At 33.9% G+C, this 25,619-nt stretch carries 19 protein-coding genes; 1 reads left to right on the forward strand and 18 read right to left on the reverse strand.

What is annotated here, in order from left to right; all coding sequences use genetic code 11:
- Positions 1 to 6 precede the first annotated feature (6 nt).
- From trpD to BUB89_RS12310, 12 genes are all read right to left on the reverse strand, one after another.
- A complete protein-coding gene (trpD, locus tag BUB89_RS12255) occupies positions 7 to 999 on the reverse strand; it encodes an anthranilate phosphoribosyltransferase (protein WP_073245486.1) in 993 nt (330 codons plus the stop codon).
- A 95-nt stretch (positions 1,000 to 1,094) separates the two neighbouring features.
- On the reverse strand, positions 1,095 to 1,661 hold the full coding sequence (locus BUB89_RS12260; RefSeq protein WP_073245487.1) for an anthranilate synthase component II: 567 nt from the start codon (positions 1,659 to 1,661) through the stop codon (positions 1,095 to 1,097).
- Positions 1,662 to 1,793: 132 nt separating this feature from the next.
- Positions 1,794 to 3,194 carry an anthranilate synthase component I family protein gene (locus BUB89_RS12265; RefSeq protein WP_073245490.1) on the reverse strand — a complete coding sequence of 467 codons (1,401 nt, stop codon included), beginning with the start codon at positions 3,192 to 3,194 and terminating at the stop codon, positions 1,794 to 1,796.
- Positions 3,195 to 3,513: 319 nt separating this feature from the next.
- Positions 3,514 to 4,080 (reverse strand): YceI family protein, encoded by a 567-nt coding sequence (locus BUB89_RS12270; RefSeq protein ID WP_073245494.1) that lies wholly within the window; start codon positions 4,078 to 4,080, stop codon positions 3,514 to 3,516.
- A 29-nt stretch (positions 4,081 to 4,109) separates the two neighbouring features.
- Positions 4,110 to 4,742 (reverse strand): NAD(P)H-dependent oxidoreductase, encoded by a 633-nt coding sequence (locus tag BUB89_RS12275; RefSeq protein ID WP_073245496.1) that lies wholly within the window; start codon positions 4,740 to 4,742, stop codon positions 4,110 to 4,112.
- 7 nt (positions 4,743 to 4,749) lie between these two features.
- Positions 4,750 to 5,205 (reverse strand): MarR family winged helix-turn-helix transcriptional regulator, encoded by a 456-nt coding sequence (locus tag BUB89_RS12280; protein ID WP_073245498.1) that lies wholly within the window; start codon positions 5,203 to 5,205, stop codon positions 4,750 to 4,752.
- 262 nt (positions 5,206 to 5,467) lie between these two features.
- Positions 5,468 to 6,682: a cation:proton antiporter gene (locus tag BUB89_RS12285; protein WP_073245500.1), complete on the reverse strand. Its 1,215-nt coding sequence runs from the start codon at positions 6,680 to 6,682 to the stop codon at positions 5,468 to 5,470.
- Between the two features lie 230 nt (positions 6,683 to 6,912).
- Positions 6,913 to 7,206: a chaperone modulator CbpM gene (locus BUB89_RS12290; protein ID WP_174799730.1), complete on the reverse strand. Its 294-nt coding sequence runs from the start codon at positions 7,204 to 7,206 to the stop codon at positions 6,913 to 6,915.
- Positions 7,203 to 8,102, reverse strand: a complete 900-nt coding sequence (locus tag BUB89_RS12295; RefSeq protein ID WP_073245504.1) for a DnaJ C-terminal domain-containing protein — start codon at positions 8,100 to 8,102, stop codon at positions 7,203 to 7,205. Before BUB89_RS12295 ends, BUB89_RS12290 begins: the two co-directional genes overlap by 4 nt.
- A gap of 226 nt (positions 8,103 to 8,328) precedes the next feature.
- On the reverse strand, positions 8,329 to 10,566 hold the full coding sequence (locus tag BUB89_RS12300) for a cation:proton antiporter domain-containing protein (RefSeq protein ID WP_073245505.1): 2,238 nt from the start codon (positions 10,564 to 10,566) through the stop codon (positions 8,329 to 8,331).
- Positions 10,567 to 10,706: 140 nt separating this feature from the next.
- A complete protein-coding gene (gene purB / locus BUB89_RS12305; RefSeq protein WP_073245507.1) occupies positions 10,707 to 12,053 on the reverse strand; it encodes an adenylosuccinate lyase in 1,347 nt (448 codons plus the stop codon).
- Positions 12,054 to 12,274: 221 nt separating this feature from the next.
- Positions 12,275 to 12,970, reverse strand: a complete 696-nt coding sequence (locus tag BUB89_RS12310) for an SIR2 family NAD-dependent protein deacylase (protein WP_073245509.1) — start codon at positions 12,968 to 12,970, stop codon at positions 12,275 to 12,277.
- A 221-nt stretch (positions 12,971 to 13,191) separates the two neighbouring features.
- Between BUB89_RS12310 and BUB89_RS12315 the strand changes: the two genes are divergently transcribed.
- Positions 13,192 to 13,854 carry a TrmH family RNA methyltransferase gene (locus tag BUB89_RS12315; protein WP_073245511.1) on the forward strand — a complete coding sequence of 221 codons (663 nt, stop codon included), beginning with the start codon at positions 13,192 to 13,194 and terminating at the stop codon, positions 13,852 to 13,854.
- Between the two features lie 67 nt (positions 13,855 to 13,921).
- Here the strand turns inward: BUB89_RS12315 and BUB89_RS12320 are convergent, their stop codons facing one another.
- The 6 genes from BUB89_RS12320 to BUB89_RS12350 form a co-directional block, all read right to left on the reverse strand.
- Positions 13,922 to 15,517, reverse strand: coding sequence for a PepSY-associated TM helix domain-containing protein (locus BUB89_RS12320; protein WP_073245513.1), 1,596 nt, complete (start codon positions 15,515 to 15,517; stop codon positions 13,922 to 13,924).
- Positions 15,518 to 15,614: 97 nt separating this feature from the next.
- Complete coding sequence (locus tag BUB89_RS12325) at positions 15,615 to 17,768, reverse strand: TonB-dependent receptor (protein ID WP_073245515.1); 2,154 nt, start codon at positions 17,766 to 17,768, stop codon at positions 15,615 to 15,617.
- Positions 17,769 to 17,930: 162 nt separating this feature from the next.
- The gene (locus BUB89_RS12330) at positions 17,931 to 18,311 is read right to left on the reverse strand and encodes a hypothetical protein (protein ID WP_234982633.1); all 381 of its coding nucleotides are present in this window, start codon (positions 18,309 to 18,311) and stop codon (positions 17,931 to 17,933) included.
- Between the two features lie 277 nt (positions 18,312 to 18,588).
- Entirely contained in the window at positions 18,589 to 19,104 is a 516-nt protein-coding gene (locus tag BUB89_RS12335; RefSeq protein ID WP_073245519.1) for a GNAT family N-acetyltransferase, read from the reverse strand.
- Positions 19,105 to 19,378: 274 nt separating this feature from the next.
- Positions 19,379 to 23,194, reverse strand: coding sequence for a hypothetical protein (locus tag BUB89_RS12340; protein WP_073245521.1), 3,816 nt, complete (start codon positions 23,192 to 23,194; stop codon positions 19,379 to 19,381).
- A gap of 427 nt (positions 23,195 to 23,621) precedes the next feature.
- Complete coding sequence (locus BUB89_RS12350; RefSeq protein WP_073245525.1) at positions 23,622 to 25,250, reverse strand: acyl-CoA carboxylase subunit beta; 1,629 nt, start codon at positions 25,248 to 25,250, stop codon at positions 23,622 to 23,624.
- Positions 25,251 to 25,619: the final 369 nt, after the last annotated feature.

The raw sequence follows: 25,619 nt of genomic DNA on the forward strand, positions 1-25,619 counted from the left end.
TTTATTTTAAAGAGATAACTCTTGTAATTTTTTCAAAGCCACTAATCCTTTTCCGGAGAATAAGCTTTCTTGAGCTTGTTCAAATCCTTGAAAAGGCGTACATCCTGTTACGGTAGCAATTGCCATCGCAGCATTGGCACAAACCACATTATTTTGCGCTTCAGTACCTTTTCCGGAAATAATGTTGAGAAACATCTGAGCCGATTCCTCCACGGTTTTCCCGCCTTCAATTTCGCTTTGTTGGATTAATCGAACGCCAAAATCTTCCGGATTAATCATTCCTTCGGTACTATGTGTAATTACTTTTGTAGCTCCGGTTAAAGAAACTTCATCATATCCATCTAACGCATGTACAATGGTAAAATTACTATCGGTATTTTGATAAAGATAAGCATACATTCGAGCCAATTCAAGATTAAAAACACCTAATAATTGGTTTTTAGGAAAGGATGGATTGATCATTGGTCCCAAAATATTAAAAATGGTTCTTACGCCTAATTCTTTTCGAATAGGTCCCACGTTTTTCATAGCGGGGTGGAATAACGGAGCATGAAGAATACAAATTCCCGCCTGATCCACACATTTTTTTAGAAAATCAGAATCATTACTGAATTTAATGCCTAAACTTTCCATTACGTTACTGGACCCCGTAATAGAAGAAACTCCGTAATTCCCGTGTTTGGTCACTTTAATTCCTGCTCCTGCAGTTATAAAAGAGGCTAAAGTAGAAATGTTGAAAGTGTCTTTTCCATCTCCTCCGGTACCTACTAAATCAATGGTATTATAATCGGATAAATCAATGCGAACACATAATTCCTGAAGTGCTTCTCTAAAGCCGGCCAACTCTTCAATGCTTATGCTTCGCATCATGTAAACCGTTAGAAAAGCTGCAATTTGGCTGCTGTTATAGTCTCCATTAGAAATGTTAACCAGAACATTTTTAGCCTCTTCTTTCGAAAGCAATTCGTTATTGATTAATCTGTTTAATATGTTTTTCATTTTTTTTAAGTTGCTAAGAATCTAAGGAACTAAGGTTCTGAGTTTTTATTAACTGAATACTAATTCCGATAACTATCGGAACTGCTAACTGAGTACTATGAATTCACCCAGTTTTCAAGCATTTTCTTTCCATTAGGAGTCAACACACTTTCCGGATGAAACTGAACTCCGCGAACATCATACGTTTTGTGACGCAAAGACATTAGCTGACCATTTTCGTCAAAAGAAGTCGCTTCTAAACTTTCCGGTAGCGTGGCATCAACCACCCATGAATGGTAACGGCCTACTTCAAATTCGTTCTCTAATCCCTGAAATAAAATTTCATCGTTAACCACCGTTTTTACTTTTGTAGCCACACCGTGATAGACTTTGTCTAAGTTAGAAAGTGTTCCGCCATAAACTTCGCCAATCGCTTGCTGACCCAGGCAAACGCCAAAAATACTTTTGGTAGCGCCATATTTTGCAATAACAGGTTTCAACAAACCGGCTTCATCAGGAATTCCCGGTCCGGGAGACAAAAGGATTTTGTCGAAATGAGCAATTTCGTCTAATTCGAATTCGTCATTTCTGTACACCGTAACCTCACAATTCAAATCTTCCAGATAATGCACTAAATTGTACGTGAAACTATCGTAATTATCTATAACTAGTATTTTCTTCATTTTTTCTCCCCCAACCCTCCGAAGAGGGGAGAACCTATTGAGGGAATATAGGTTTTTAATATTTTTTATTTTTTTATTTTAGTCTCGCTTTATCTCCTTTGGGAAGTCCTGAGGCTTCGGGAGAGGAGGGGATTATATTGTTTCTGCTAAATCCAAAGCCGTATTTAAGGCTCTTAATTTGTTATATACTTCCTGCATTTCGCTTTCTTCATCAGAGCTGGCTACGATTCCGGCTCCGGCTTGAGAATGCAATTGATGGTTTTTGCTCAGGAAAGTACGAATCATAATGGCGTGATTAAAATTGCCTTCAAAATCCATAAAACCGATAGCACCACCATAAAAATTACGATTTGTTTTTTCGTAATCCTCAATTAGCTGCATGGCTCTGTGTTTTGGAGCACCGCTTAAAGTTCCGGCAGGGAAAGTATCGGCAACCACCTGCATAGCGGTGGCATTGTCATGCAAATGGCCCGTAACTTTTGAAACCAGGTGGATTACATGGGAGAAAAACTGAACTTCTCTGTAACGCTCTACATTTACATTGTGTCCGTGACGACTCAAATCATTTCGAGCCAAATCAACAAGCATTACATGTTCGCTGTTTTCTTTTTTATCTTCTGATAATTGTTTGGCTAAAACCGCATCTTTTTCATCATCACCTGTTCTTTTAAATGTTCCGGCAATGGGATGAATTTCTGCTTTACGGTCTTTTACGATAATTTGGGCTTCAGGCGAAGAACCAAATATTTTAAAATCACCATAATCAAAAAAGAACAGGTAAGGGGATGGGTTGATACTTCTTAAAGCTCTGTACACATTAAATTCATCTCCTTTAAAACCTTGAGTAAATCGTCTGGAAAGAACCAATTGGAACACATCTCCACGGAAACAATGTTTTTTAGCTAAAGCTACATTGTGTTTGAATTCTTCGTCAGTTAAATTCGAAAAACCTTCACCTTCTTTTGTGAATTTATACGAAGGAATATTTCTGGATTGCATTAATTGCTCAATTTCAGCAATATTGTTTCGCTCATCCAGACTGTGACAGAAAATATAAGCCTCATTTTTAAAATGATTGATGGCAATAATATTTTGGTAAACTGCATAATATACATCCGGAATGGTATTGCTGTTTTCTTTTTTAGCGATGGTTACTTTTTCAAAATAACGAACGGCATCATAAGAAATGTATCCAAACAATCCATTGTAGATGAATTTGAAACTGTTTTTCTCTGATTGGAATTGTCCTGAGAATTGCTGAATTACTTCCGGAATATTGGTTTGTGCATCGATAGCAATTGTTTCGGTAGTTCCGTCAGGAAATTGTTTGAAAATAGTTTCGTTTTCAATTTTTATCGAAGCAATCGGGTTGCAACAGATATAAGAAAAACTATTATCGTTTCCGTGATAATCGCTGCTTTCCAGCAAAAGACTGTTAGGAAATTTATCTCTTATTTTAAAATACACACTAACAGGAGTGATCGTGTCAGCCAGTATTTGCTTGAATTTTGTATTTAGTTTAAATTGTTTCAATTGGAATAAATTTAAAATTTGTAAGCATTTGTTTTAATTCGTTTGGCATAAAAAAAAGGCCTGTCGTGATGACAAGCCTTTATATATTTATAGATAATAATACCATAGGAGCTTAGTTCACGACTATTGACGTAAATTGTTCCACCACCAAGTATTATTTATAATTGTTTTCATGTTGCAAATATAGTAATGTAATTTTAATTTTCAAATACTATAAAATAAAAAAATGACGTTTAATTCGAAAAAAAAGCAAAATTTTGGCAAAAAAGAAACCCCGACAAGTAAATGCCGGGGCTGTCTTAAGTAAAATGGGTATGTATTAGAATTTTAAAGCTACTGCTAATTCAAATTCGTCATTGATTGTTTTGTCTCCTAAACCTTCAAAGAAATTTCCAGAACCGTATTTAATGTCATATTTAGTTCTGTCAACATTGAAAGCTGTTGTGGCAGTATTTCCTTTTACAGTAATATCAAAATTAACCGGTTTAGTGATTCCTTTGATTGTTAAATCAGCAGTTACATTGTAAATATCTTTTGCTTTACTTCCAATTTTTTTGAAAACTAAAGTAGCTGTTGGGTATTTATCTGTTCCAAAGAAATCATCCGCTTTAAGGTGACCGTTTAATTTTCCTTGGTATTCACCAGTTAAATCAGTGGCAGTAAGAGAAGTCATGTCAACAGTAAAAGAACCACCTGCTAATTTTTTTCCTTTAAATACTACAGCACCATCTTTAAAGTTTACTGTTCCTGAGTGTTCTCCGGTTACTTTTTTACCTACCCATTTGATAGTAGAGGCTTTAGTGTCAATTTTTTTAGTTTGTGCATTTACTGAAATGCTTGCTACTGCTACGAATAATGCTACTGCAATTGTTTTTAAATTTTTCATTTTGTTTTAAATTTGATTTTAATTAATAATTATAGAGTGATAAATAATTCTTCTTCTGATTTTCTGACTTTTTTATAATGTTGTGTGTCATCTGCTTCGTGTCTGTAACCTAATGTTGCAATAAGCGAAGTGTTAAGGTTTAATTTTTCCAACCCTAAAATTTCATTTACCTGTTCCGGAACAAATCCTTCCATAGGCGTTACGTCAATTTTTAATTCAGCAGCAGCATTCAATAAGTTGCCTAATGCTAAGTAAGTTTGTTTTGAAGTCCAGATATTTTTTGAATCATCCGGTAAACTTACAATTTTTGATTTCATAAAATCGCCGTAACCTTCTATTGATGCAACAGGAATGTTTCTTACTGTACTAATAGTATTAATGTAATCATCAATATCCGTATTTTCCAGTTTTGTTTTATTTGCAAAAATAATAAGGTGAGAGGCTTCTGTAATTTGAGATTGTCCCCAGGCTGCAGGTTGAATTTTAGCTCTTAGTTCAGGATTTTCAACAATAATTATTTGGTAAGGCTGTAATCCGTAAGATGAGGAGCTTAAACGAATTGCTTCTTTCAGGATGTTTAAATCTTCTGTTGCTATTTTTTTGGTTGCATCAAATTTCTTTGTTGCGTATCTCCAGTTTTGATTTTCTATAAAATTGCTCATGATTGTTTTATTTATTTCGGTATTTTTCCAGTAATGTATTTAATTGTTCTAATTCTGTTGTGTTTAAATTGCTTGTCATCGCATTTTCGTGTGCATTTACTTTAGGATCTAATTCGCTTAAAACATCTAATCCTTTTTGTGTAATCAGTACTTCAATTTTACGTCTGTTATCAGGGCAAACATTTCGGGTAACTAATTCTTTTAACAATAGCTTATCTACCAGTCTTGTTGTGTTACTGGTTTTTGCCACCATTCGCTCCTGAATCACGCACATATTAGCAGGATTTCCTTTTTGACCTCTCAAAATTCGCAATACATTGTATTGTTCCCCTGATAAATCATAAGGTTTCAAAATCTCATTAAATTTTTCACTTAAAATATTCTGTGTATACATGATATTGAGAATAATTTTTTTTGAAATATTTAATGCAACGGTACTTTTTATTTCATCTTCAATTTTCATTCCAATACTTGTTTTGTTTGTTGGTACAAATGTAACACTTTTTTTATTTGTATATACAAATGTTACAACGAAAAATTTAATTTTTTTTTAGTCGAAACAGGTGATTTGTCTGTGAACTACTGATTTTGCTGGTTTTTTTTGTTTTTCTTTCGAATAAAAAAAATACTGATTTTAGTTTAAAACCGATTTGTTTTTAATAAATCAGTTTTAGGAGGAGTGATTTTATCTCAAAATGTATACAAAAAGGAAAGATAAAATTGCATTATAATTCATTTTCCTGTTGATGTAGCAATTTTCTTGTTTCCTGAATCGATCTTTTTCTTTTAATAGAGGTAAACATAATTCCTAACATCATAATTATTGCGGTTAAAAGAATTACCTGTATAATAAGAGATTGATTCACTAAAGGAATTTGACTTTCCGGAACGATGGATAAAAATAAAAGGATGGTAATTAATCCTCTGGGAGCAACAAATAATAAAGGGAATAAGGGGATTTTCGAAATTTTTAATTGTAAAAAACGCAAAATAAGAATGATTCCCACAATAACTAAAGCCCAAAGAATGGAATCCGGATTAATGATTTCAGAGGTTTTGATCAGGTAACCAAACAGTAAAAAGAACAAAGCTCTGATTAAAAAAGTAGCTTCAATAATTAACTCTTTAAATTTTTGAACCTCTTTGTTTAACAAATCCAGCCTGAACTGATGTGCCCATCGGTAATGTTTTAATTCGTCTAAGTTTCCTATAGATAATCCAAAAACCATGATGAAAACAAGAGCCGGTAAATGAAATATTTTAGAAATTTCATAAATCAATATGATAAGCAAAACAATTGGGACAAACTTGATGTGATGGTCTATTTTATTTAAAAGAAAGGAAAGTAAAATAGTAGCAACAAAAGAAATAATAATGATAATTATAATTTCTAAACAAAAATAAGCAAATGTATGGACTCCAAAACTAGTGTTGAAAGCCATGAAATTAAAAAAGATAACCCCAAAGATATCGGATAAACTACTTTCATAGATGACAAATTCTTTGTGACTTTGACGTAAATTACGAACACTGGGAATAGCTATTGAACTACTAATTACACAAAACGGAATAGCATTGCTTAGACAGGTTTTAAAATCATATTCAGTGTAATAATAAAAAAGATAGGCAAGGGCAAAAGCCATGGCAATTAATGGTAAAAAAGAGCCTAAAGTAGATTTTTTTATCAGACTGATTTTGGATTTATTTAATTCCAGCTCTAAGGATCCTTCCAGTACAATTAAAATTAAACCCAGTGTTCCTAAAATGGGTAGGGTAGAACTTAAATCAGGAAGTTCTATGACGAAAAAAGTAGTTATTTCTTTTACTATCCAACCTAAAAGCAGCAACAAAATAACAGAAGGAATTTTTGTTTTTGAAGCGCTGAGATCAAATAAATAAGAAACCAATAATAAGATGCAAAGTGAAATTATAATTGTCATATATTCTATTTTTTATACCATATAAGAGTCAAGAATGTGAACCAGATGGTATCTTTAAGCTGAAATATGCTTTATTCAGATGTTAAAATATAAAAAAAAATATAATTTAAAGACTTTGCGAATTGGTTTTAAGTTATTTTTTTGAGTTGTTGCACACTCTTTTTTTTAGAATTGTTATAAAAGCTTTAAAATCAGTTGTTTTTTTATAAGGTTACGAAACAAACAGTAATTTAATTTTCATATAATAAAAGGCGGTTTCTAACTTTTAATAATTCGGTCTGTAAAGCGTCAATTTTTTGAAGTAAGTTCAGTACAACGTCGATTCCTTCAATATTTACCTCTAATTCTTTGTGCATGCGTACTATCTTTTCAATTTCATAAATTGATTCTTTGTGAACATATTGAACATGGTCTACAAACTGAATTTCTATCAGACCATTTTCATTCAAAGTATTAAAAAAGTTTACTTCTAATTTATAATGTTGACAGAGTGTATTTAGAGGAATAAAATTTTCGGTATTCATGATGTTCTTAATTTAGAAAGTTCAGTAAATAATTCAGTTTCTTTATTCGAAAGATTCGTTGGGATTTTGATTTGGAATGTAATGTATAAATCGCCAAATTCTCCTTCTTTTTTGTAAACAGGAAAGCCTTTTCCTTTCAGTTTTACCTTAGCACCATTTTGGGTTCCGGGATTTATTTTTAATTTTACTTTTCCGTCAAATGTCGCTACGGTGATTTCTCCTCCTAATACGGCTTTGTATAAATCAATGGTTTCTGTTACATAGAGGTTTTCTTTATCTCTTTTAAAAACAGGATGATTGTTAATTGAAAAAGTAATGTATAAATCCCCTTTAGGACCACCGCCGCTGCCTTCACCACCATGTCCGGCAATTTTGATTGTTTGTCCGTTCTCGATACCTGCCGGAATGGTAAAACGAATATTCTTGTCATTTACAGTAATTGTTTGTTTGTGCGTTGTGTAAGCATCTTCTAAATTTAATTGCAATTCACTGCTGAAATCGGAACCTTTAAAGGCATGACTTCTGCCGCGGCTTCTGCTGTTATTTCCAAAAAGCGAATCAAAAAAATCAGAATAATCGTCACCGTCTCTTCCGTAAGAATTGAAATCTTCATCGGATTGACTTTTACTGTAATATCTCTGTTGCTGATTTGCTTTTTCAAACTCTGAAGCATGTTGCCAGTTTTCACCGTAAGCATCATATTTTTTCCTCTTTTCAGCATTGCCTAAAACTTCGTTGGCTTCGTTTATTTGTTTGAATTTTTGCTCCGCTTCTTTATCATTAGGATTGATGTCGGGATGGTATTTTCGGGCTAGTTTCCGGTAAGCCTTTTTTATTTCGGCATCAGTTGCTTTTTTGTCTATTTCTAATATTTTGTAATAGTCTATAAATGCCATATTGAATTATTTTTAATTACTATTTCGTTAGCGCTCTTATAGAATTTCCTTAGGGAAATATCAAAATCTGATTTGGTTTTTGTTGTCTTACTACTATAAAATTACTCAAAATTCAATTGAAAAAAGCCATATAATACTTTTATTTTTTGGTTTAAAAACAAAAAATGCCTGAACAAATAAATCGTTCAGGCATTTTACTTTTATAAAAAACTAAATTTCGAAAAAATTAGTCCTGGAATGTTTCTGCTAATAGTTTTTTATCTCCTACAATCCACAGTAAGTCATTTTTTTCAAGAACAATATGAGATTCAGGATTGAGCAATCGTTGCCCTTTTCGTTCTATTCCTACTAATAAACCATGAGTGCGTTCTCTAAGTTTTGATTGTCCTACACTTTGTCCAATGAACTCATCATTTGTAAGTTCAATTTGGCGTAAAATAATTTCATCCGTTACTTTTGTCGGGATTTCAATTTCATGTTGCGTTAAAAAGTTAGAGAACTCTTTAATTTGTGCATCCGTTCCAATAACGCATATTTCATCACCGGGAAAGAGTCTTTCGGTTTTATTGGGAATCTGAATAATAATTTCCCCTCGCTTAATGTAAGCAATATTGACACCTACTAATTCCCTCATTTTAATATCACGAAGTGTTTTACCGGCTAAATTTGATTCTCTTGCAATTTCAAAAGTGGCCATGTGTCCGTCCCAGGGCGTTAAATTAGCATAACGGCGGTCTATTTTCTTTTCTTCTCTGTCGTTCAGATTAGTCAGGAAATGGCTTTCAATTTTATGATATTGTTCGTGTAATTTCTTTGGAAAAAATAAATAAATAACAATTGCGGTTACCAGTGCGAAAAAAGCAATAACCGGAGAGAAAAAGATATTTAATAAAAAACCGATATAAAATACTGCCAGTCCCATCCGGAAGAAGAAAAGCATTAAAATAGGCCCACGGTATTTTTTTTCTTCGAATAGCATGTCCACTTCTTTTACGGCAACCCTTCGCAGCGAGAGTGCCCATAAAAACGGCGAAATAATAATCATCGTAATCAATGCTGCAATTGTGTTTCCAAATTTAGAATTTTCGACTAAAGGCAACACAAATTTAGAAGACATCAAAATCACGGATGTAATGATAATAGTGTGCAATATGATTTGCAGTAAATGAGCTCTTATAACTATTTGCCAGGTACTTACAGAACGTATGGCCTGAGCATTTGTACTGTAGCGGGCAATTCTTTTTACCCATTTTCGGGGTAATTTTTTTTCTAAATAACCCGAAAAAGGAACAGCCATTTTCACCATAAAAGGCGTTGTAAATGTTGTTACCGCAGATACCGCCACCACTACCGGATAGAGAAAATTACTGGTTACATTCATCGACATTCCCAGAGTAGCAATGATAAAAGAGAATTCACCTATTTGAGATAAACTCATCCCTGTTTGTACCGACTGTTTTAGCGGTTGCCCCGAAATTAGCGCACCAACAGTGGAGCTGATAGACTGACCAAAAATAGTAATCAAAGTCAGTATAATCACAGGAACAGCATATTCATATAAGGTTTCGGGATTGATTAACATTCCTACGGATACAAAAAATACGGCACCAAATAAATCTTTTACCGGTTTTATTAAATGTTCGATGTGTTCTGCCTGAGTAGTTTCGGCAATGATAGATCCCATTATAAACGCTCCTAAAGCCGGAGAAAATCCAACATTTGAAGCTAAAATTACCATCATTAAACACAAAGCTAATGAAAGAATGAGCATCATTTCATCTGTTAGCAGGTGTTTGGTCTTTTTTAGCAATGTAGGAATAAAAAAGATTCCGCCCACAAACCAGGCAATCAGGAAAAAACCTAGTTTAAGTACAGAAAGCAATAATTCGCTACCGGAAAACTGCTGACTAACAGCAACTGTAGATAGTAATACCATCATTAAAATGGCAACAATGTCTTGTACAATAAGCGAACCGATTACTATTCCGGCAAATTGCTGGGCTTTTACTCCTAATTCATCAAAAGTTTTAAGGATAATCGTTGTTGAGGATATCGAGAGAATCACGCCCAGAAAGATACAATCCATTTCTTTCCATCCCATCCATTTTCCTACCAGATAGCCTATGAGTACCATCGCTATAATCTGGGTTATGGCAGTAATTGAGGCTGTTCCGCCCACTTTCATGAGCTTCTTGAAACTAAATTCGAGCCCTAAGCTAAATAATAAAAATATTACTCCTATCTCAGCCCAGACTTCAACGCTGTGAACATCCTTTATCGATGGAAAAAAATCAAAATGATTTCCCGCTAAAAATCCGGCTATTAAGTAGCCCAGGACTAACGGTTGTTTAATTATTTTAAAAAGCAGCACGGCAATACCTGCGGTCATAAGTATTAAACCTAAATCGCTGATTAAGGGTTTTAAATGTTGAGATGCTTCAACAGCTGCGGAAACTGTACTCATAATAATATTGTTTATTTTTACAATTCTGCTAAATATAGTAAAAGCAGTTTTTATTTCCTATTTCAGAATTAATTATAAATATATTTATAAAAAAAGCTATCGATTAGGATAGCTTTCAAAAATAAATATAATTTTTCTTATTAGATTCCTAAAAAGTTACCCGGAGTAATTTGCAACAACTCTGTTTTGATGGCATCAGAAACATCAAGTGTGCCAATGAACTCATGCATGGATTTCTTAGTAATGGCTTCGTTTGTTCTGGTTAAACCTTTTAAAGCTTCATAAGGATTTGGATAGGCTTCACGACGTAAAATAGTCTGAATAGCTTCAGCAACCACCGCCCAGTTGTTTTCTAAGTCTTCGTGGAATTTAGATTCGTTCAGTAACAACTTGTTTAATCCTTTTAACGAGGCTTCAAATGCGATAATAGTATGTCCCATTGGTACACCTATATTTCTTAAAACAGTACTGTCAGTCAAGTCACGTTGCAATCTTGAAATAGGTAGTTTAGCCGATAAATGTTCGAATATAGCATTCGCAATTCCTAAGTTTCCTTCTGAGTTTTCAAAATCAATCGGGTTTACTTTATGTGGCATTGCCGATGAACCGATTTCTCCTGCTTTGATTTTTTGCTTGAAATATTCCATCGAAACATAAGTCCAGATATCTCGGTCTAAATCGATGATGATGGTATTGATTCTTTTTAACGCATCAAAAAAAGCAGCAAAATGATCGTAATGTTCAATTTGTGTAGTTGGGAATGAATGGTGTAATCCTAAATTTTCCTGAACGAATTTAGTACCAAATTGCTTCCAGTCTATTTGCGGATACGCTACGTGATGTGCATTGTAATTTCCTGTTGCTCCACCAAATTTAGCTGCAAACGGAATGTTGAATAACAAACGCATTTGTTCTTCGATACGCTCTACAAAAACGGCAATTTCTTTCCCTAAACGAGTAGGAGAAGCCGGTTGTCCGTGAGTACGGGCTAATAAAGGAATGTCCTTCCATTCTACGCTTAATTCTTTTAATTTCGAAATTAAAGCAATTAAAGAAGGCATGTAAACTCTTTCAAAAGCTTCTTTTGTAGAAAGCGGAATGGCAGTGTTGTTGATATCCTGAGAAGTCAGTCCAAAATGGATGAATTCTTTATATTCAGATAAGCCTAATTTTTCAAAGGCATCTTTGATAAAATATTCAACGGCTTTAACATCGTGATTGGTTACTTTTTCTGTTTCTTTAATCCAAAGCGCATCTGCAGTAGAGAAATTTTTATAAATGTTACGTAAACTTTCGAATACATTAGGATTTACATTTTTTAATTGTGGCAAAGGAACTTCGCACAAAGCAATAAAATATTCAATTTCTACCAATACACGGTACTTGATTAAAGCTTCTTCAGAGAAAAAAGGAGCTAATGAAAGCGTTTTATTTCTATATCTTCCGTCAATTGGAGAAATAGCATTCAATTCGTTTAAAGTCGTCATTGTGTTTTTATTTTTTCGAAAGGCACAAATATAGGCAGAATTTTAGGAATTCCGGGCTATTTTTAGCATTGATTTTAGCGATAAAAAAAAATGGAACACAGATAAAACTGATTTTTACAGATTAGCACAGATTGTGTTTTGACAAAGTTATTTAAAATCCGTTTTTATCCGTTGAATCTGTTGAATCTGTGGGCTGATTTTTTATGTATTCGAAGAATTTATTACTGAAATTCGGCTAATAATCTGTTTTTTAATTGTAGTACTCCTTCTGAAGCTACTAGTGGAAATGTTTCTAATGTATTTCTTAAATCAGGAATCTGGATTGGTTTAGGATCAATATAGAAAACAGGTACATGTGGAGGCACAAAAGCTATTAATCCTGCTGCCGGATATACCTGTAATGAAGTTCCGATAACTGCAAAATAATCCGCACTTTCAGTAATTGTAAGGGCTTCATCAAAAGCAGGTACAGATTCACCAAACCATACAATATTCGGACGCAATTGATTATTAAAAGAATCCGTATCGCCTAAATTCAAATCGCCTTCCCACTCTAAAATAAACTTTGGGTTTTTAGTGCTTCTTACTTTTAAAAGTTCGCCATGCAAATGCAAAACCTTTTTGCTGCCCGCTCGTTCGTGAAGGTCATCTACGTTTTGAGTGATAATATGAACGTCATAATGAATCTGAAGTTGCGCTAATTCCCGATGTCCGGAATTGGGTTTTACTTCCTTCAGTTGCCGGCGTCTTTGATTGTAAAAATCCAAAACTAATTCGGGATTTCTGTGCCAGCCTTCCGGCGAAGCTACATCCATTACATCATGTCCTTCCCAGAGGCCATCTCCATCTCTAAAGGTTTTGATGCCACTTTCGGCACTGATTCCGGCTCCGGTTAAAACGACTAATTTTTTTTTCATGTTTATTTGAGGGATATAATGAATTTTTAATTTTAAAAAAAAATTAACCGCAAATTACACAAATTAACGCAAATTAATTAGTGCTAATTTGTGTAATTTGTGGTTAATAAATAGCAGAACGAGTTTGTAATTGAATTTTAGTTTTCAATCATAAAGAAATATGTTGTGTTCCTAGCTTTTTTTCTTTTTTACTATTTTTGCCCAAAAATTAAACCACAACAATGATTGATATAGATTACCTGAATTTCCTTGAGAACATATTAACGGACAATCGTAAAGAACGTTTTTTAGAAGTATTACACAACCGAACCAAACATTTTACCGTAGCAGTAGAAGATGTGTATCAGTTACACAATACTTCTGCGGTAATGCGCAGTTGTGAAGTTTTTGGGATTCAGGAACTGAATGTTATAGAAGAGCGTTTTGGCAAAAGAATCGATAAACAAATTGCCATGGGAGCTCAAAAATGGGTGGATATCAACAGACATGATTCGGTTTCCAACTGTATTTCAACTTTAAAAGAACGAGGTTACCAAATCATTGCTACTACACCTCATGAAAAAGACAGCACGGTAGAAAAATTTGATATTTCAAAACCAAGCGCTTTATTTTTTGGAACAGAAAAAGAAGGATTGTCAGAAGAAGTGATGAAAAGAGCCGATGGTTTTTTGAAAATTCCAATGGTAGGTTTTACCGAAAGTTTAAATATATCCGTTTCGGCAGCGATTATCATTCAGGATTTGACTAACAGGTTGCGTCGTTCGGATATCGACTGGAAATTAACCGATGCTGAAATTCTGGAAAAACGTTTAGATTGGGCCCGAAAATCCATTAAAGATATTAAACGAATTGAAGCACGATATTTCGAAGAAAATACTAAGTAAGTTGCTGAGAAGCTAAGGCTCTAAGTGAAAAGGAACTCAGAATCTTAGCTTCTTAGGAACTTAGAAACTATTTCTTTATAAAAAGAATCAATCCAAGCACACTCACTATTAAAATACAAAGAGCAGCTAAAACCATGGTTAAATCACGCACATTTTTCCCGGCCCAGTCCATGAATAAAAATTTGTGCAAAATAGCAAATGAATAACCTTCCACGACATCTGAATTTTTAATTTTAGCAGCCAGTCTGGAAGTGGCAGTTTCAATAAAATAAGTTGTTTTTTCGGGAGTATCATAAGCCAGTTTTACAACCGGTAATCGCTTGTTGACAAAACCATATTCTCTGCTTTCAAAATTAGTAATCACTTTCGATTCTAATAATTTCACATTTTCTAAAGAAGCTTCTGATTCTTCAGGGATTTCCGGACTCATCATTTCGCAACAAGCTGCTTTTGGAGCGCCATCCGTAAAATAATAAGCCAGAAATTCAGCATATTGCAGGTCTAAACCAGCAGCAATTGTATTGGTAGCAGCATTAATATAAACCACTTCCGTTTTAGGAGTTTCTTTTTTATTCCATTTCGAATTGCCAACTGATTTTGGTTTTTTGAATTTTCCGCTTGCTTTTTCTTCTAATTCACAACGGTAATAAATGCTGTCATTAAAAGTAATAAGACTCGCATTTTGAAAACGATTCCAGTCTAAATTAAGGTTGTTGTTAGGCAGTTGAATTTCACCGGTTTTAAACGTGGGTTCATACACCATTTGGTCTAAAGTGTAAGGATCCCATTTGGTCGTAGCGTGATAGCCTCCGCTAAAAGCAAAAGTTAAGGTGAAAAGAGAAATCCAAATCCCAATTTGGCGGTGGTATTTCCGGATTCCTTTTTTAGGCTCTAAGCTGTCTGATTTTTTAAATTGTTTCCACAAAAAGCCATAAATTACGATTCCGCTGATGGCAGAAAATCCAATTATCGACAACAAAAAAATCATTGTGATAATGCGAATGCTGTTATTGCTGATCGCATCAATAAACGACCAGTTATGAAACACATCAAAAAACCAGATAAAAAACTGTCTTGATGTGGGGTTATAAGTAGCGAGTTTGCCCGATGAGGTTTCGACATACACTTCCATTGTATCAGGGCGGTCTAAGGTGATTTTGTAAACCGGTAAATACCGATTGACATACTTGTACTGATTGTCAAATTCAGTGATGATTTCGCTGTTCTTCACGCTGCTTTTCTGATCGTTCAGAAAGTAACGGGAGAGCCATTCCGCATAAATCTGATCTCCGTTTTTAAGTTCATTTCCGGTTGAAGTATCAAAATACAATAAATCACCAATCAGGTTTTTTACCTGATAAAAAGTAGTGTTATCGAATGAAACCACCCGGAAGTTAGTGAATTGTTTAATATTATTTTTTTCTAAAACCTGCTGAATAGAAAGTGATAATTGATTTTGAGGAACTGTTTTAATTTCCAGTTTTTCATGTGCAATTTCAGGTTTGAAAAAATGCGCCATAAACGGATGCATTAAACCTGATAAAGTCCAGAAAATAACCGGAATAATCGTAATGATCCCAATGGTTCTGTGCCATTGGTACATATTCTGCTTTATTCTTTTTACGAATTTGGAATCTTTCTTTTTGAAGTTTTTCTTGCTCATTTTTGAGAACTTAAGATGTGTTTTTTTTACCATTAAGAAATTAAGGGAATTTAGCTTTGTGCTTAATTAAACTTAATTTCTTAATGGTTTAATTTTATTATTTGTTTTTCAATGAAAAATTATATTGTAATCCCAATAAAAAAGTTCGGGGAGCAGCAGCTAAATAAGCCGGTTGTGATGCACTTAGATTTCCTCTGGCAACATTGTAAGCATATAACTTATCGGTTAGGTTTAGAATGTTTCCGTAAATTTCAATGCACTTCCATTTGTAACCCGCTCTCAAATTAAAAATATCATAGCCGGAATATTTTACAGTGTTTATCTGATCCTGATAATAACTCCCCACATGTTGCCATTCTACAGAAGTTCTGAAATTAGGAAACCAGACCGGGTAATAATAAAGTTCAGAATTTCCGGACCATCGCGGAGCAGCAGGCATTTCTTTACCATCTAGGTTTTGTAAAGGATCTGTAGTTTTATCCGAAACTTTAAAATCAATATAATGGTGTTGTGCATAAGTTCCTCCTAATCTAAAATTGATTTGTCGGGATGGTTTGTAGCTAAAACCAAATTCAATTCCTTTGTGACGGGTTGCTCCAGCCGAACGATAATCTGTTGAATTGTCTTCCAGTTTTACATTTAGTAATTCGTTTTTTCCTTCCATATAATACAAGGCATAGTCAAAGTTGAGTTTGTTTTCGAATAAACTCATCCAGCCGCCAATTTCGTAATTGTTGAAAGTAGCAGGTTTTAGATTGTAATAAAACTCAGCCGCAATTCCAGTTGTTCCGCCGGTCCCTGTTTTAGTTCTAAAAACCGAAGTAATACTGGGTGGAGAAAATCCCTGTGAATAATTGCCATAAAATCCGGCATTGTCAAACGGATTATAATTAGCTCCCACTTTAAAAGTAGCTTTATCATAGGTTTTACTACCAGAAGAAAGATCTATGGCGTTGTCATAATCTACTTTCATGTTGTCATAACGACCACCTAATGATAACACTACTTTTTCAACAGGGGTAAAACTCAATTGTGCATAAGCAGCACTGTTGTAAATAGCAGCAGTATAATCAGCTAGTTTTATATCCGGTCGTTCCGCAATAATCTGGTAATTATTGACCGTTGCTCCACCGGGATTTAAGTTGGCTTTTAAATCAATTCGGTAGGACCAGTAGGTAACCGGAGAATAGTCATATAAAGCACCTGCGACTAATTTGGTGTTTAAAAAATCAAACTTCTGAGTGTGTTGCCCAATAATTCCATAGCTTTTAAAGTTATTCGAATTAATCTCTCCGATGGCAGTTGTGGGATTATTGGCGGGATTCCAGCGAATTCCATAGGAAGGATTTTGTCCTAATTTATTGTCTCTGTAATACGCCGTTAAATAGCTGCTTGCGTTTAAATTCCAATCGTGTTCCAGTGTCAGTCGGGTACGCAAAGCATCCGATTTTCGATAAGTAAAATCAGAGGTGCTTTTATAATCCCGATTGTAAAAATCATTCTCATTCACACCGCCACTCATATCCGAATAATATTTACCCCACATGGTAGTGCTGATTAATCGGGTAGAAGGTGAGATGTTATAGTCAATTCGAACATTCAGATTGTTTTTATTGTAATCTGAAAAAGTCATCCAGCCATTTTCCTGTAAGGTGGAAATTCCGGCAATATGAAAACCTACTTTTCCAATAGTTGCTCCTCCGGCAGCCTGAACTCTTTTGTAGCCCCATTGATCGGCCTGGATTCCAAATTTAAATTCAGGGTTAATACTGGGTTTTAACGAAATAAAATTAATTGTTCCGCCTACTGCTTCCGGTCCATAAAGAGAAGAAACAGGCCCTTTTACGACTTCAATACTCTGAAGGTTGAATTGGTTAATTTCCAGCAAAGCATTGTGGTTGAAGATCCCCATGGGTCTTATGGGTAAACCATCTTCCAGATATAAATAATACGCATTCGTAGTCATGGGCTGACGAATAGCCATCATGTGTTGTTCATTGCCCAAATTCACCATTAATACACCAGGTGTTTTATTGACAATTTCATAAGCGGCATTCGCTTTCGATTCGTCAATGGTTTTAGCAGTTAATTTACTAATGGCGACCGGCGTTTCTTTGCGTAAAGTAGCGGTACGGTTAGCGGTTATAAAAACATCATGAAGTTCGTGGACATTTGTAGTATCAGATTTGCTTTTGTTTTGAGCAACAACAAATTGGCTTATTGCTAATAAAGCCAGAAGCATTTTTTTCATTTTAAGTGATATAAATTATGAAATAACGAGCTTTTCCCGGATTGAATCCAAGAAAAATTTTATTATAAACGGTTCTCGATACATTTTTTGTTTCGTCCTGTCGGGACTGCACAAAAAACACTCGAACTGACGTTTTTAATAATTACACCCAACGGGTTAAATTTATATCAAAAAGGATGGAGGTCTAAAGGAAGAAAGGGAAACGGAGATTGTTTCTTTTTCTAAAGTATAGAAATTAGGTTTACTAATGTAATTGAATTCAATTAATTTGAAATTATCAGCAACAACGGTGTTTTGAACAAAAACCAAATCTACTTTGTTATCCAGATTGTTTTGCATTCTTTTTTCGTTGTCCTCATATTTTTTAAGACTTTTTTGAAGTTCGCAACGACCATTACAACTGTTATTAATCATTTTTCGTTGCACACAAATGGTTTTTGCAATTTCGTCCTGATTTAATTTGAATGAAGTATAAACAAAGAAACTACCAAAACTAGGTAGTAATAAAAGGATAGAAAGTACTATGCTGAATAATGACTTCAAAAAAGCGGTCTTTTGTTTCGGCTGCAAAAATACAGTTTATTATTTTTTCGCGAATACTTTTTACTTTTTTTAACACAAAAAAATCAGACAAAAACTGACGACAGCTAGTCATAAACAAAATCGGTTTTTTATGGGTCTCAAAAATAGTTAAAACTAAACTTTAGAGCATTTAGCTTTCAACGTCTAAAAATAATTTTAACCGCAAATTACACCGATTAGCGCAAATTAATTTGTGTAATTTGTAGTTAATATTTACTTCAAGTCCATAGTGGTTTATTTAAGAGTATTGAGGCAATACTTTTTCAAAAGCTTTTCTGGCACTTCCTCTAAAATAGACTTCGCCACACAATTGATAACCTAGTTTTTCAAAAATCTTCAACATGGCAATATTATCAAAATTAGTGTCGGCTTTGATACTGTAGATTTTATTGCTCAGGGCAAATGCTTCAATGAAATTTAAAATCGTTTTAGACAAACCTTTCCCTAAATGTGCTTCATCAATAGCGACGCGATGAAAAACCACAAAATCTTCATTAGTCAACCATTGCCCAATGATGTTAGCATATTCGGGTTCGTCATTTATCATTACGGCAGTGTAACCAATGATCTCTTCGTTGAGAGTCAACACAAAACCGGCCTCTTTTTCAATGTCTTTTTGAATGACTTCAGGATTAGGATAGCCATCCTGCCATTGATTGCTGCCGTCTTCCTTACGGCGTTTAATGGCTTTTTGTAAAATAGCCCAAATTTGGGGAATCTCAGTAATAGTGGCTTTTCTAAATTGATAATTCATGAATTAGACTTTTAGGAATATCATTTATTTTAATTATTGTAGTTGTGTGTGAAATCTTTATAGGGATAGATATAGAGCGGTTTCGTTCAACGTTCCCGCACTACAAGTAGTTTGGGACTAAATTAAGCCCATTCTTCGGATTTGCCAAATGATCCCAAAATGCAAACCAATTTCAAATTAAGCCTAATACCCAAATTGCTTGTAGCGTGTGTTAGCGGTTCGGGCTTTTTTCACCTTCATATTGCGAACTAAATTTTCAGCCCTTTTTTTTATTTTATATAAAATGTTCAGCATCTCTGTTTTTTTCTCTTTCTATATCCTTGTCAAGATAACCAATATATGAATTAGCCCATTCTCTGACGTTTTCAATTTTATGATTGTTCAATTGTTTAAATAATTCTTTTTTCGATTCGAGAAATGGTACGACAGAACCAGACCAAGAATAAGTTCCCATATTAGAACTTAAATGGCTGAGAACTTCTTTTATGTTACCATATTCATCTATAAGTCTACGTGCAATTGGATGCCAATTTGTATAATCAACGTTACCATTGTCAAAAATTGGTGTCAACTCTGCAAGTCTTGATGGGGCAAGTGGTTTGTTTTTCTCACACCATCTGAAAATAGAATCTATGTCTCCGTCAAATAATACACCAACACTTCTGCCAACTCCTCCAATATGAGAACCAAGAATGTGTTTTAATCCATAAAATTTAATATAATCTTCTTCAATTGAAAGTAATGCAGTAGATAAGTCTTCCCATATAGAATTGAAGTGATACTTCATTAAAATTTCATAAATTTTTTGAATATTGTGGTCAAGGTGATATGAATTTTCCCAAGTAATGGAGTCTATTACCGAATTATTAATAAACTGAGCAAAATCAATTTCTTTTTCATCAGAGATTATAAATGATATAGCTTCTGTCCATTTATAATCATCTAATTGTCTTTTAAATGTTCTATTAAAACCTAACTTTAAAATACATTTTCTAATGATTGGAATCAGTGAAATCTTTTTTGATTCTTCACCATAACCAATGTCGTAAAATAAATCAAATACTATAGCATAACCTTCGTCACCGTAAACGTATAATTTTTCACTTAATGTATTTAATTCTTCTAAACTTAATTGAGATAAAGCTTGACTATAATTAAAAGAATAGAAATTAGTCATATCACAGACTTTATTGTCGATTAGTTGAAATAATAAATTGAAATATTCTTTTCCAGAATTATCTATAGAAAGAAAGTAAAACAATTGACAATTAAATTCACTTGACTGAAATAGTTGAGAATAAAATTCTTTTTTTGTTTCTTCATCCGAATTTGAAATAAAACCACCAAGAACTGTAAAGTTTCTTTCTTTCAATGGAATCTGTGAAATTATTTCTAAAGAATAATTTATGAAATCACTAACTTTATTTTTATCATCTTTTAATAATTCTGATAATCTTTTACCAAAGTGATAGGAAAAAATTTGTTGATTCTTAAAGAACGAAGGAAATGTTTCCTTCCAAGAAATTTCACTATTAATAAATTCGTCAGCTAATTCACTAATTGCAAGTATTATTTTTTCACTTGAGTAGCTTTCATCATTATCCAAGTGATAAGAATTAGACAATGTTAAATATCTTGTGGAAAAGTCAGTTTTTGTAAGTAAGTCAATCAAGTTATTAATTTCTTCAAATTGTTTTTCAGGAATCAATTGTTTTTCATATTTCCGAGCATATTTCAATCCTTTCAAACCGCTATCCCAATCATTATTTTTTAAGCTCGCTATTTCTTTCAAAAAAGGAATTATCAATTCTCCCATTCTTGTATTGAACAATGTCCTAATACTGTTAGAAATAGCTTCACTAGCTAGTTCAGAGTATTCATTTTTAGATTTAATGATTTCAATAAATTTATGAAGAATATTTTTCCAATATTCTTCAATTTCTTTCCAAGTTGGATTGTTATCATAAAGTCTTTTGCTTCCTTGTTGTTCAGCACCACCCATTCTACTAGAGTGACCAAAATTTAAACCTATTTTCATAGCCTTTATTGCAAACTCATAATAGTGTCTTTCTCCTTTGCTTAAAGCCCATTCAATTATTTCCCAACGTTCGCTTAAATTAGCTTCTGTTCCTGAAAGATGTGTGTTGAATAAATGTAAAAATTGCCCCGTAGCATTATTCGACCAAGTTTCATTTTCTGCAATTGCGAATTGTAAAAGAATTTTTGCACTATCTTTAAATGTCCTATTGTCAAAGCATAATTTTTCTAAAGTCCAAATTATGTTTCTTCTTCCTTCTTTTATTTTTAATAATTCCTCTGTAGTTTTATTAGAAAACTGCCGTTTAAAATTTTGAGCTACTGCAACAGGATTCACTTCTACAAATGAGCGAAAGAGGCGTGAACCCAATTCAGTATTTAAAACTTCCGCGTTGTCAAAAGGGCTATCATTTCCTATTATTTTTTCTACAATTTGCACAGCCTTATCATTGTATCCAAGATATTTCATTTGTTCTGCAAACGCTTTTGATAAATTAGTTTTATCAGGGTCTTGTAAGCCCGCAATTTCTTCTATGACATTAATAAGTCGTTGGGGTGTTAATGGGTCTAACCATTCTTGAGCTAATGACATAGCTAATGGGAAAGGTCTCATTCCAATAAACCGCCCTCTTTTTTCGAAAATTTCCCTTTTCAAATAATAATTACAAGTTTCATTGAAATCATTAATTTTTATGGTGTCATCACCGTTTAGGCTTGTAATATTTTTGCTTTTAGCAATAAATTCTATTTGCGTCGTTAACTCTTCGTAAAAACCAAAATAATTGAAGATTGAACAAGACTTTAAAATAGTTCTATGTTTTTCGTCTTTTCCTTTTGTTCCTAGAAGTTTATCTAACAATTCTTTGTCATCTAATTTTCCTATGAATTTCTCTCCATTTTTTACACTTTCTCCAAGTAAAACTGCCATTAATGGGATACCTTGAGAAAACTCCTTTATTTTTTCAACATTCTCCTTACCGACATTTTCAAAATCGCTATCTACTAATTGAGTTACAATATCGGATAAATCATTTTTCCCAATAATAATATAGTTTGTTCCTTCTGTATTACTATTTTCTTCAGGATTCGAATCTATTGATAGTAGTGACAAGCCATTAAGATTTCTTACTATTAATTTGTGTGTAGAAATATCACAGTTGTCAACGATTAAAATTGCATCTTCTTTGTCAACTTTTATTTTGTTAATTAGTTCAGTGAAATTTATTTGGTTTGGATAATCATTGCAATTAACGTATAAGACACGATTAGTAGAAAGTAATGTGTTATTATCTTTTGGTCTAAATATTTCAAATAATATACGTGTTTTTCCCAAACCTGATAGTCCTAATAATCTAATAGCGGTTGGATTTTGTATAGCAGTTAAAACGTTTGTTTGAATCTCTTGGATTTTTTGATTTGTAATAAACTTTTCTGATTGCGGGTTATTTATTGATTCGTTCCATTCATTCCAAGCAATAAATGGGCGAAATCTACTTTTTTGAGTTTCTATTACATTTTGAATAGTTGGTTTCAAAACGTTTATAACATCGGCAACGAATTGCTTCTTGATGTCTACTTTTTGATGTCCATTTTTCTTTGAAAAATTGTATTCAGTAGGAAATCTATCGTGTCGGAAATCAAAAGGGATTATTTCAGCGTTGTCTTTTGGTGATCCGTTGTTATTAGTGTTAATGAAACTGATAATTCTTTGTTTTCCTAATGAATTTAAGGCAACACCATATTCAGTCATAACATTTGGGTTCGGCGTGGGCTTATTTTTTGTTAGAAAACTAACAATTTTATTTACACGATTAGCCGTTAAATCTGCGATAAAAATATCACAAGAAGGAATTATTTTTTGAATAATTGTATCTGCAATGGCAATTTGTCCAGATTGTCCGCGTACTGCGTCTGTAATTTCAAAGTCAATATTTTTGAAATTTGGATTTTGCTTTGTTTTTTTTACAGCGTCTTTAATGCATTCAGAAATAAAATTCTTGTTGTACTTTGCGTCGGTGCTTAACTGCCAAGAATAAAAAATTTTTATTTTCATTGTATTTTTTAATGTTTTATGAACGTCTTTAAAGCCTGACCGCCAACTCGTATATACCCAAAACAAACCTCGTATATAAACCCAAATCAGGTATCTTGGCGAAGCTTTGTTTCGCTTTATAGTTTTCTCAAATATATTGATTTTTTCTTACAAAGAATCAAAAGAACTTTTTATTTGTTAACCACTTTTGGAATTAAGCAGCAGTTCTATTGATTGGTAAATATTGAAAACCATACGTAGTAAAATAGCCCCGATAGCAGCGACATCTCCCGCCTTTTTTGGCGGGAATATAGCGGATAGCGGGAGGGAAGTGATTATGAAAAGGAGTTGTTGTGCTTGTAATGAAAAAATATTAAAACGATTCTCGATACATTTTTTGTTTCGTTTCACTACACAAAAAACACTCGAATTGACGTTTAATATTAGATTACACCTGAATCACACCCAGATTAAATTGCTTTTCAATAGGAGCGTGGTTAGCGGCTTCGATACCCATGGAAATCCATTTTCGGGTTTCCAGCGGGTCTATAATAGCATCTGTCCACAGGCGGGAAGCGGCATAATACGGCGAAGTTTGCTCATCATAACGCGCCTTGATTTTAGCGAATAGTTCGGCTTCTTTAGCTTCATCAACGGCTTCACCTTTGGCTTTTAGAGACGAAGCTTCAATTTGTGCCAAAACTTTAGCGGCTTGAGTTCCGCCCATAACGGCAAGTTCCGCACTTGGCCAGGCTACAATTAATCGGGGATCATAAGCTTTGCCACACATGGCATAGTTTCCGGCACCATAGGAATTCCCTACAATCACAGTGAATTTAGGTACCACCGAATTACTTACGGCATTCACCATTTTAGCACCGTCTTTGATGATTCCGCCCTGTTCTGATTTGGAACCCACCATAAATCCGGTAACGTCCTGAAGGAAAACCAAAGGAATTTTTTTCTGGTTGCAATTGGCTATAAAACGAGTGGCTTTATCAGCACTATCGGAGTAAATAACACCGCCGAACTGCATTTCGCCTTTTTTAGTTTTGATTACTTTTCGTTGGTTGGCTACAATTCCCACAGCCCAGCCGTCGATACGGGCATAACCGGTAATAATAGTTTGTCCGTAGCCGTCTTTGTACGCTTCAAACTCCGAATTATCCACCATACGACTGATAATTTCCATCATATCATATTGCTCGGTTCTGGCTTTTGGCAGGATTCCGTAAATCTCTTTTTCGTCTAAAGCAGGTTTTACAGCTTTGATGCGGTTGAATCCCGCTTTGTTATAATCACCTATTTTGTCAACGATATTTTTAATTTTGTCTAAAGCATCTTTATCATCTTTAGCTTTATAATCCGTCACGCCTGATATTTCGCAATGTGTAGTAGCTCCGCCCAGTGTTTCGTTATCAATGCTTTCGCCAATAGCGGCTTTCACCAAATAACTTCCCGCCAGAAAGATGCTCGCTGTTTTGTCAACAATAATCGCTTCGTCACTCATAATAGGCAAATAAGCACCTCCGGCAACGCAGCTGCCCATGATAGCCGAAATTTGGGTAATTCCCATACTGCTCATGATGGCATTGTTTCTAAAAATGCGCCCAAAATGTTCTTTGTCCGGGAAAATTTCGTCTTGCATAGGCAAATATACTCCGGCACTATCCACTAAATAGATAATTGGGATTTTGTTTTCCATTGCAATTTCCTGTGCACGAAGGTTTTTCTTAGCAGTAATAGGAAACCAGGCACCTGCTTTTACGGTAGCATCATTAGCAACAACAATGCATTGTTTTCCTTTGATGTAACCTATTTTCACCACCACACCTCCCGAAGGGCAACCACCGTGTTCTTTGTACATTCCGTCTCCTACAAATGCTCCAATTTCGATACTTTCGGCTTTGGTATCTAACAAATAATCCACACGTTCGCGGGCGGTCATTTTGCCTTCGGAATGTAATTTTTGAATGCGTTTTTCGCCTCCTCCTAATTTTATTTTGGAGAATCTTTGTCTTAAATCAGAAAGTAAAAGTTTATTGTGGTCTTCGTTTTTGTTGAAGTTTAAATCCATAGTGTTTGTAGTTGCAAGAAAATTGATGGCTAAAATACAAAACCAATTGAAGTTTTTTAAGCAGATCCGTTTTTTTTACCATTAAGCTCTTTTTTTTACCATTAAGCTTTTTCTTTTACCATTAAGTTTTTAAGAAAATTAAGAGTATAACTTAATTTGTTAATGATTTTTTTTAAACATATAAGTCATATAAGTTTTAGATTTTATCTGAAGAAAAAGCTAAGTTCATATAAGGTTTAGTAATCTGTGAAAATCTGTGAAATCTGTGGTAAAAACATTTTAATTTTTTACCATATAAGTCATATAAGTTTTTTGATTTTATCTAAAGTGAAAGCTAAGTTCATATAAGGTTTAGTGATCTGTGAAAAT

This window comes from Flavobacterium flevense, from assembly GCF_900142775.1.
Taxonomy (GTDB): Bacteria; Bacteroidota; Bacteroidia; order Flavobacteriales; family Flavobacteriaceae; genus Flavobacterium; species Flavobacterium flevense.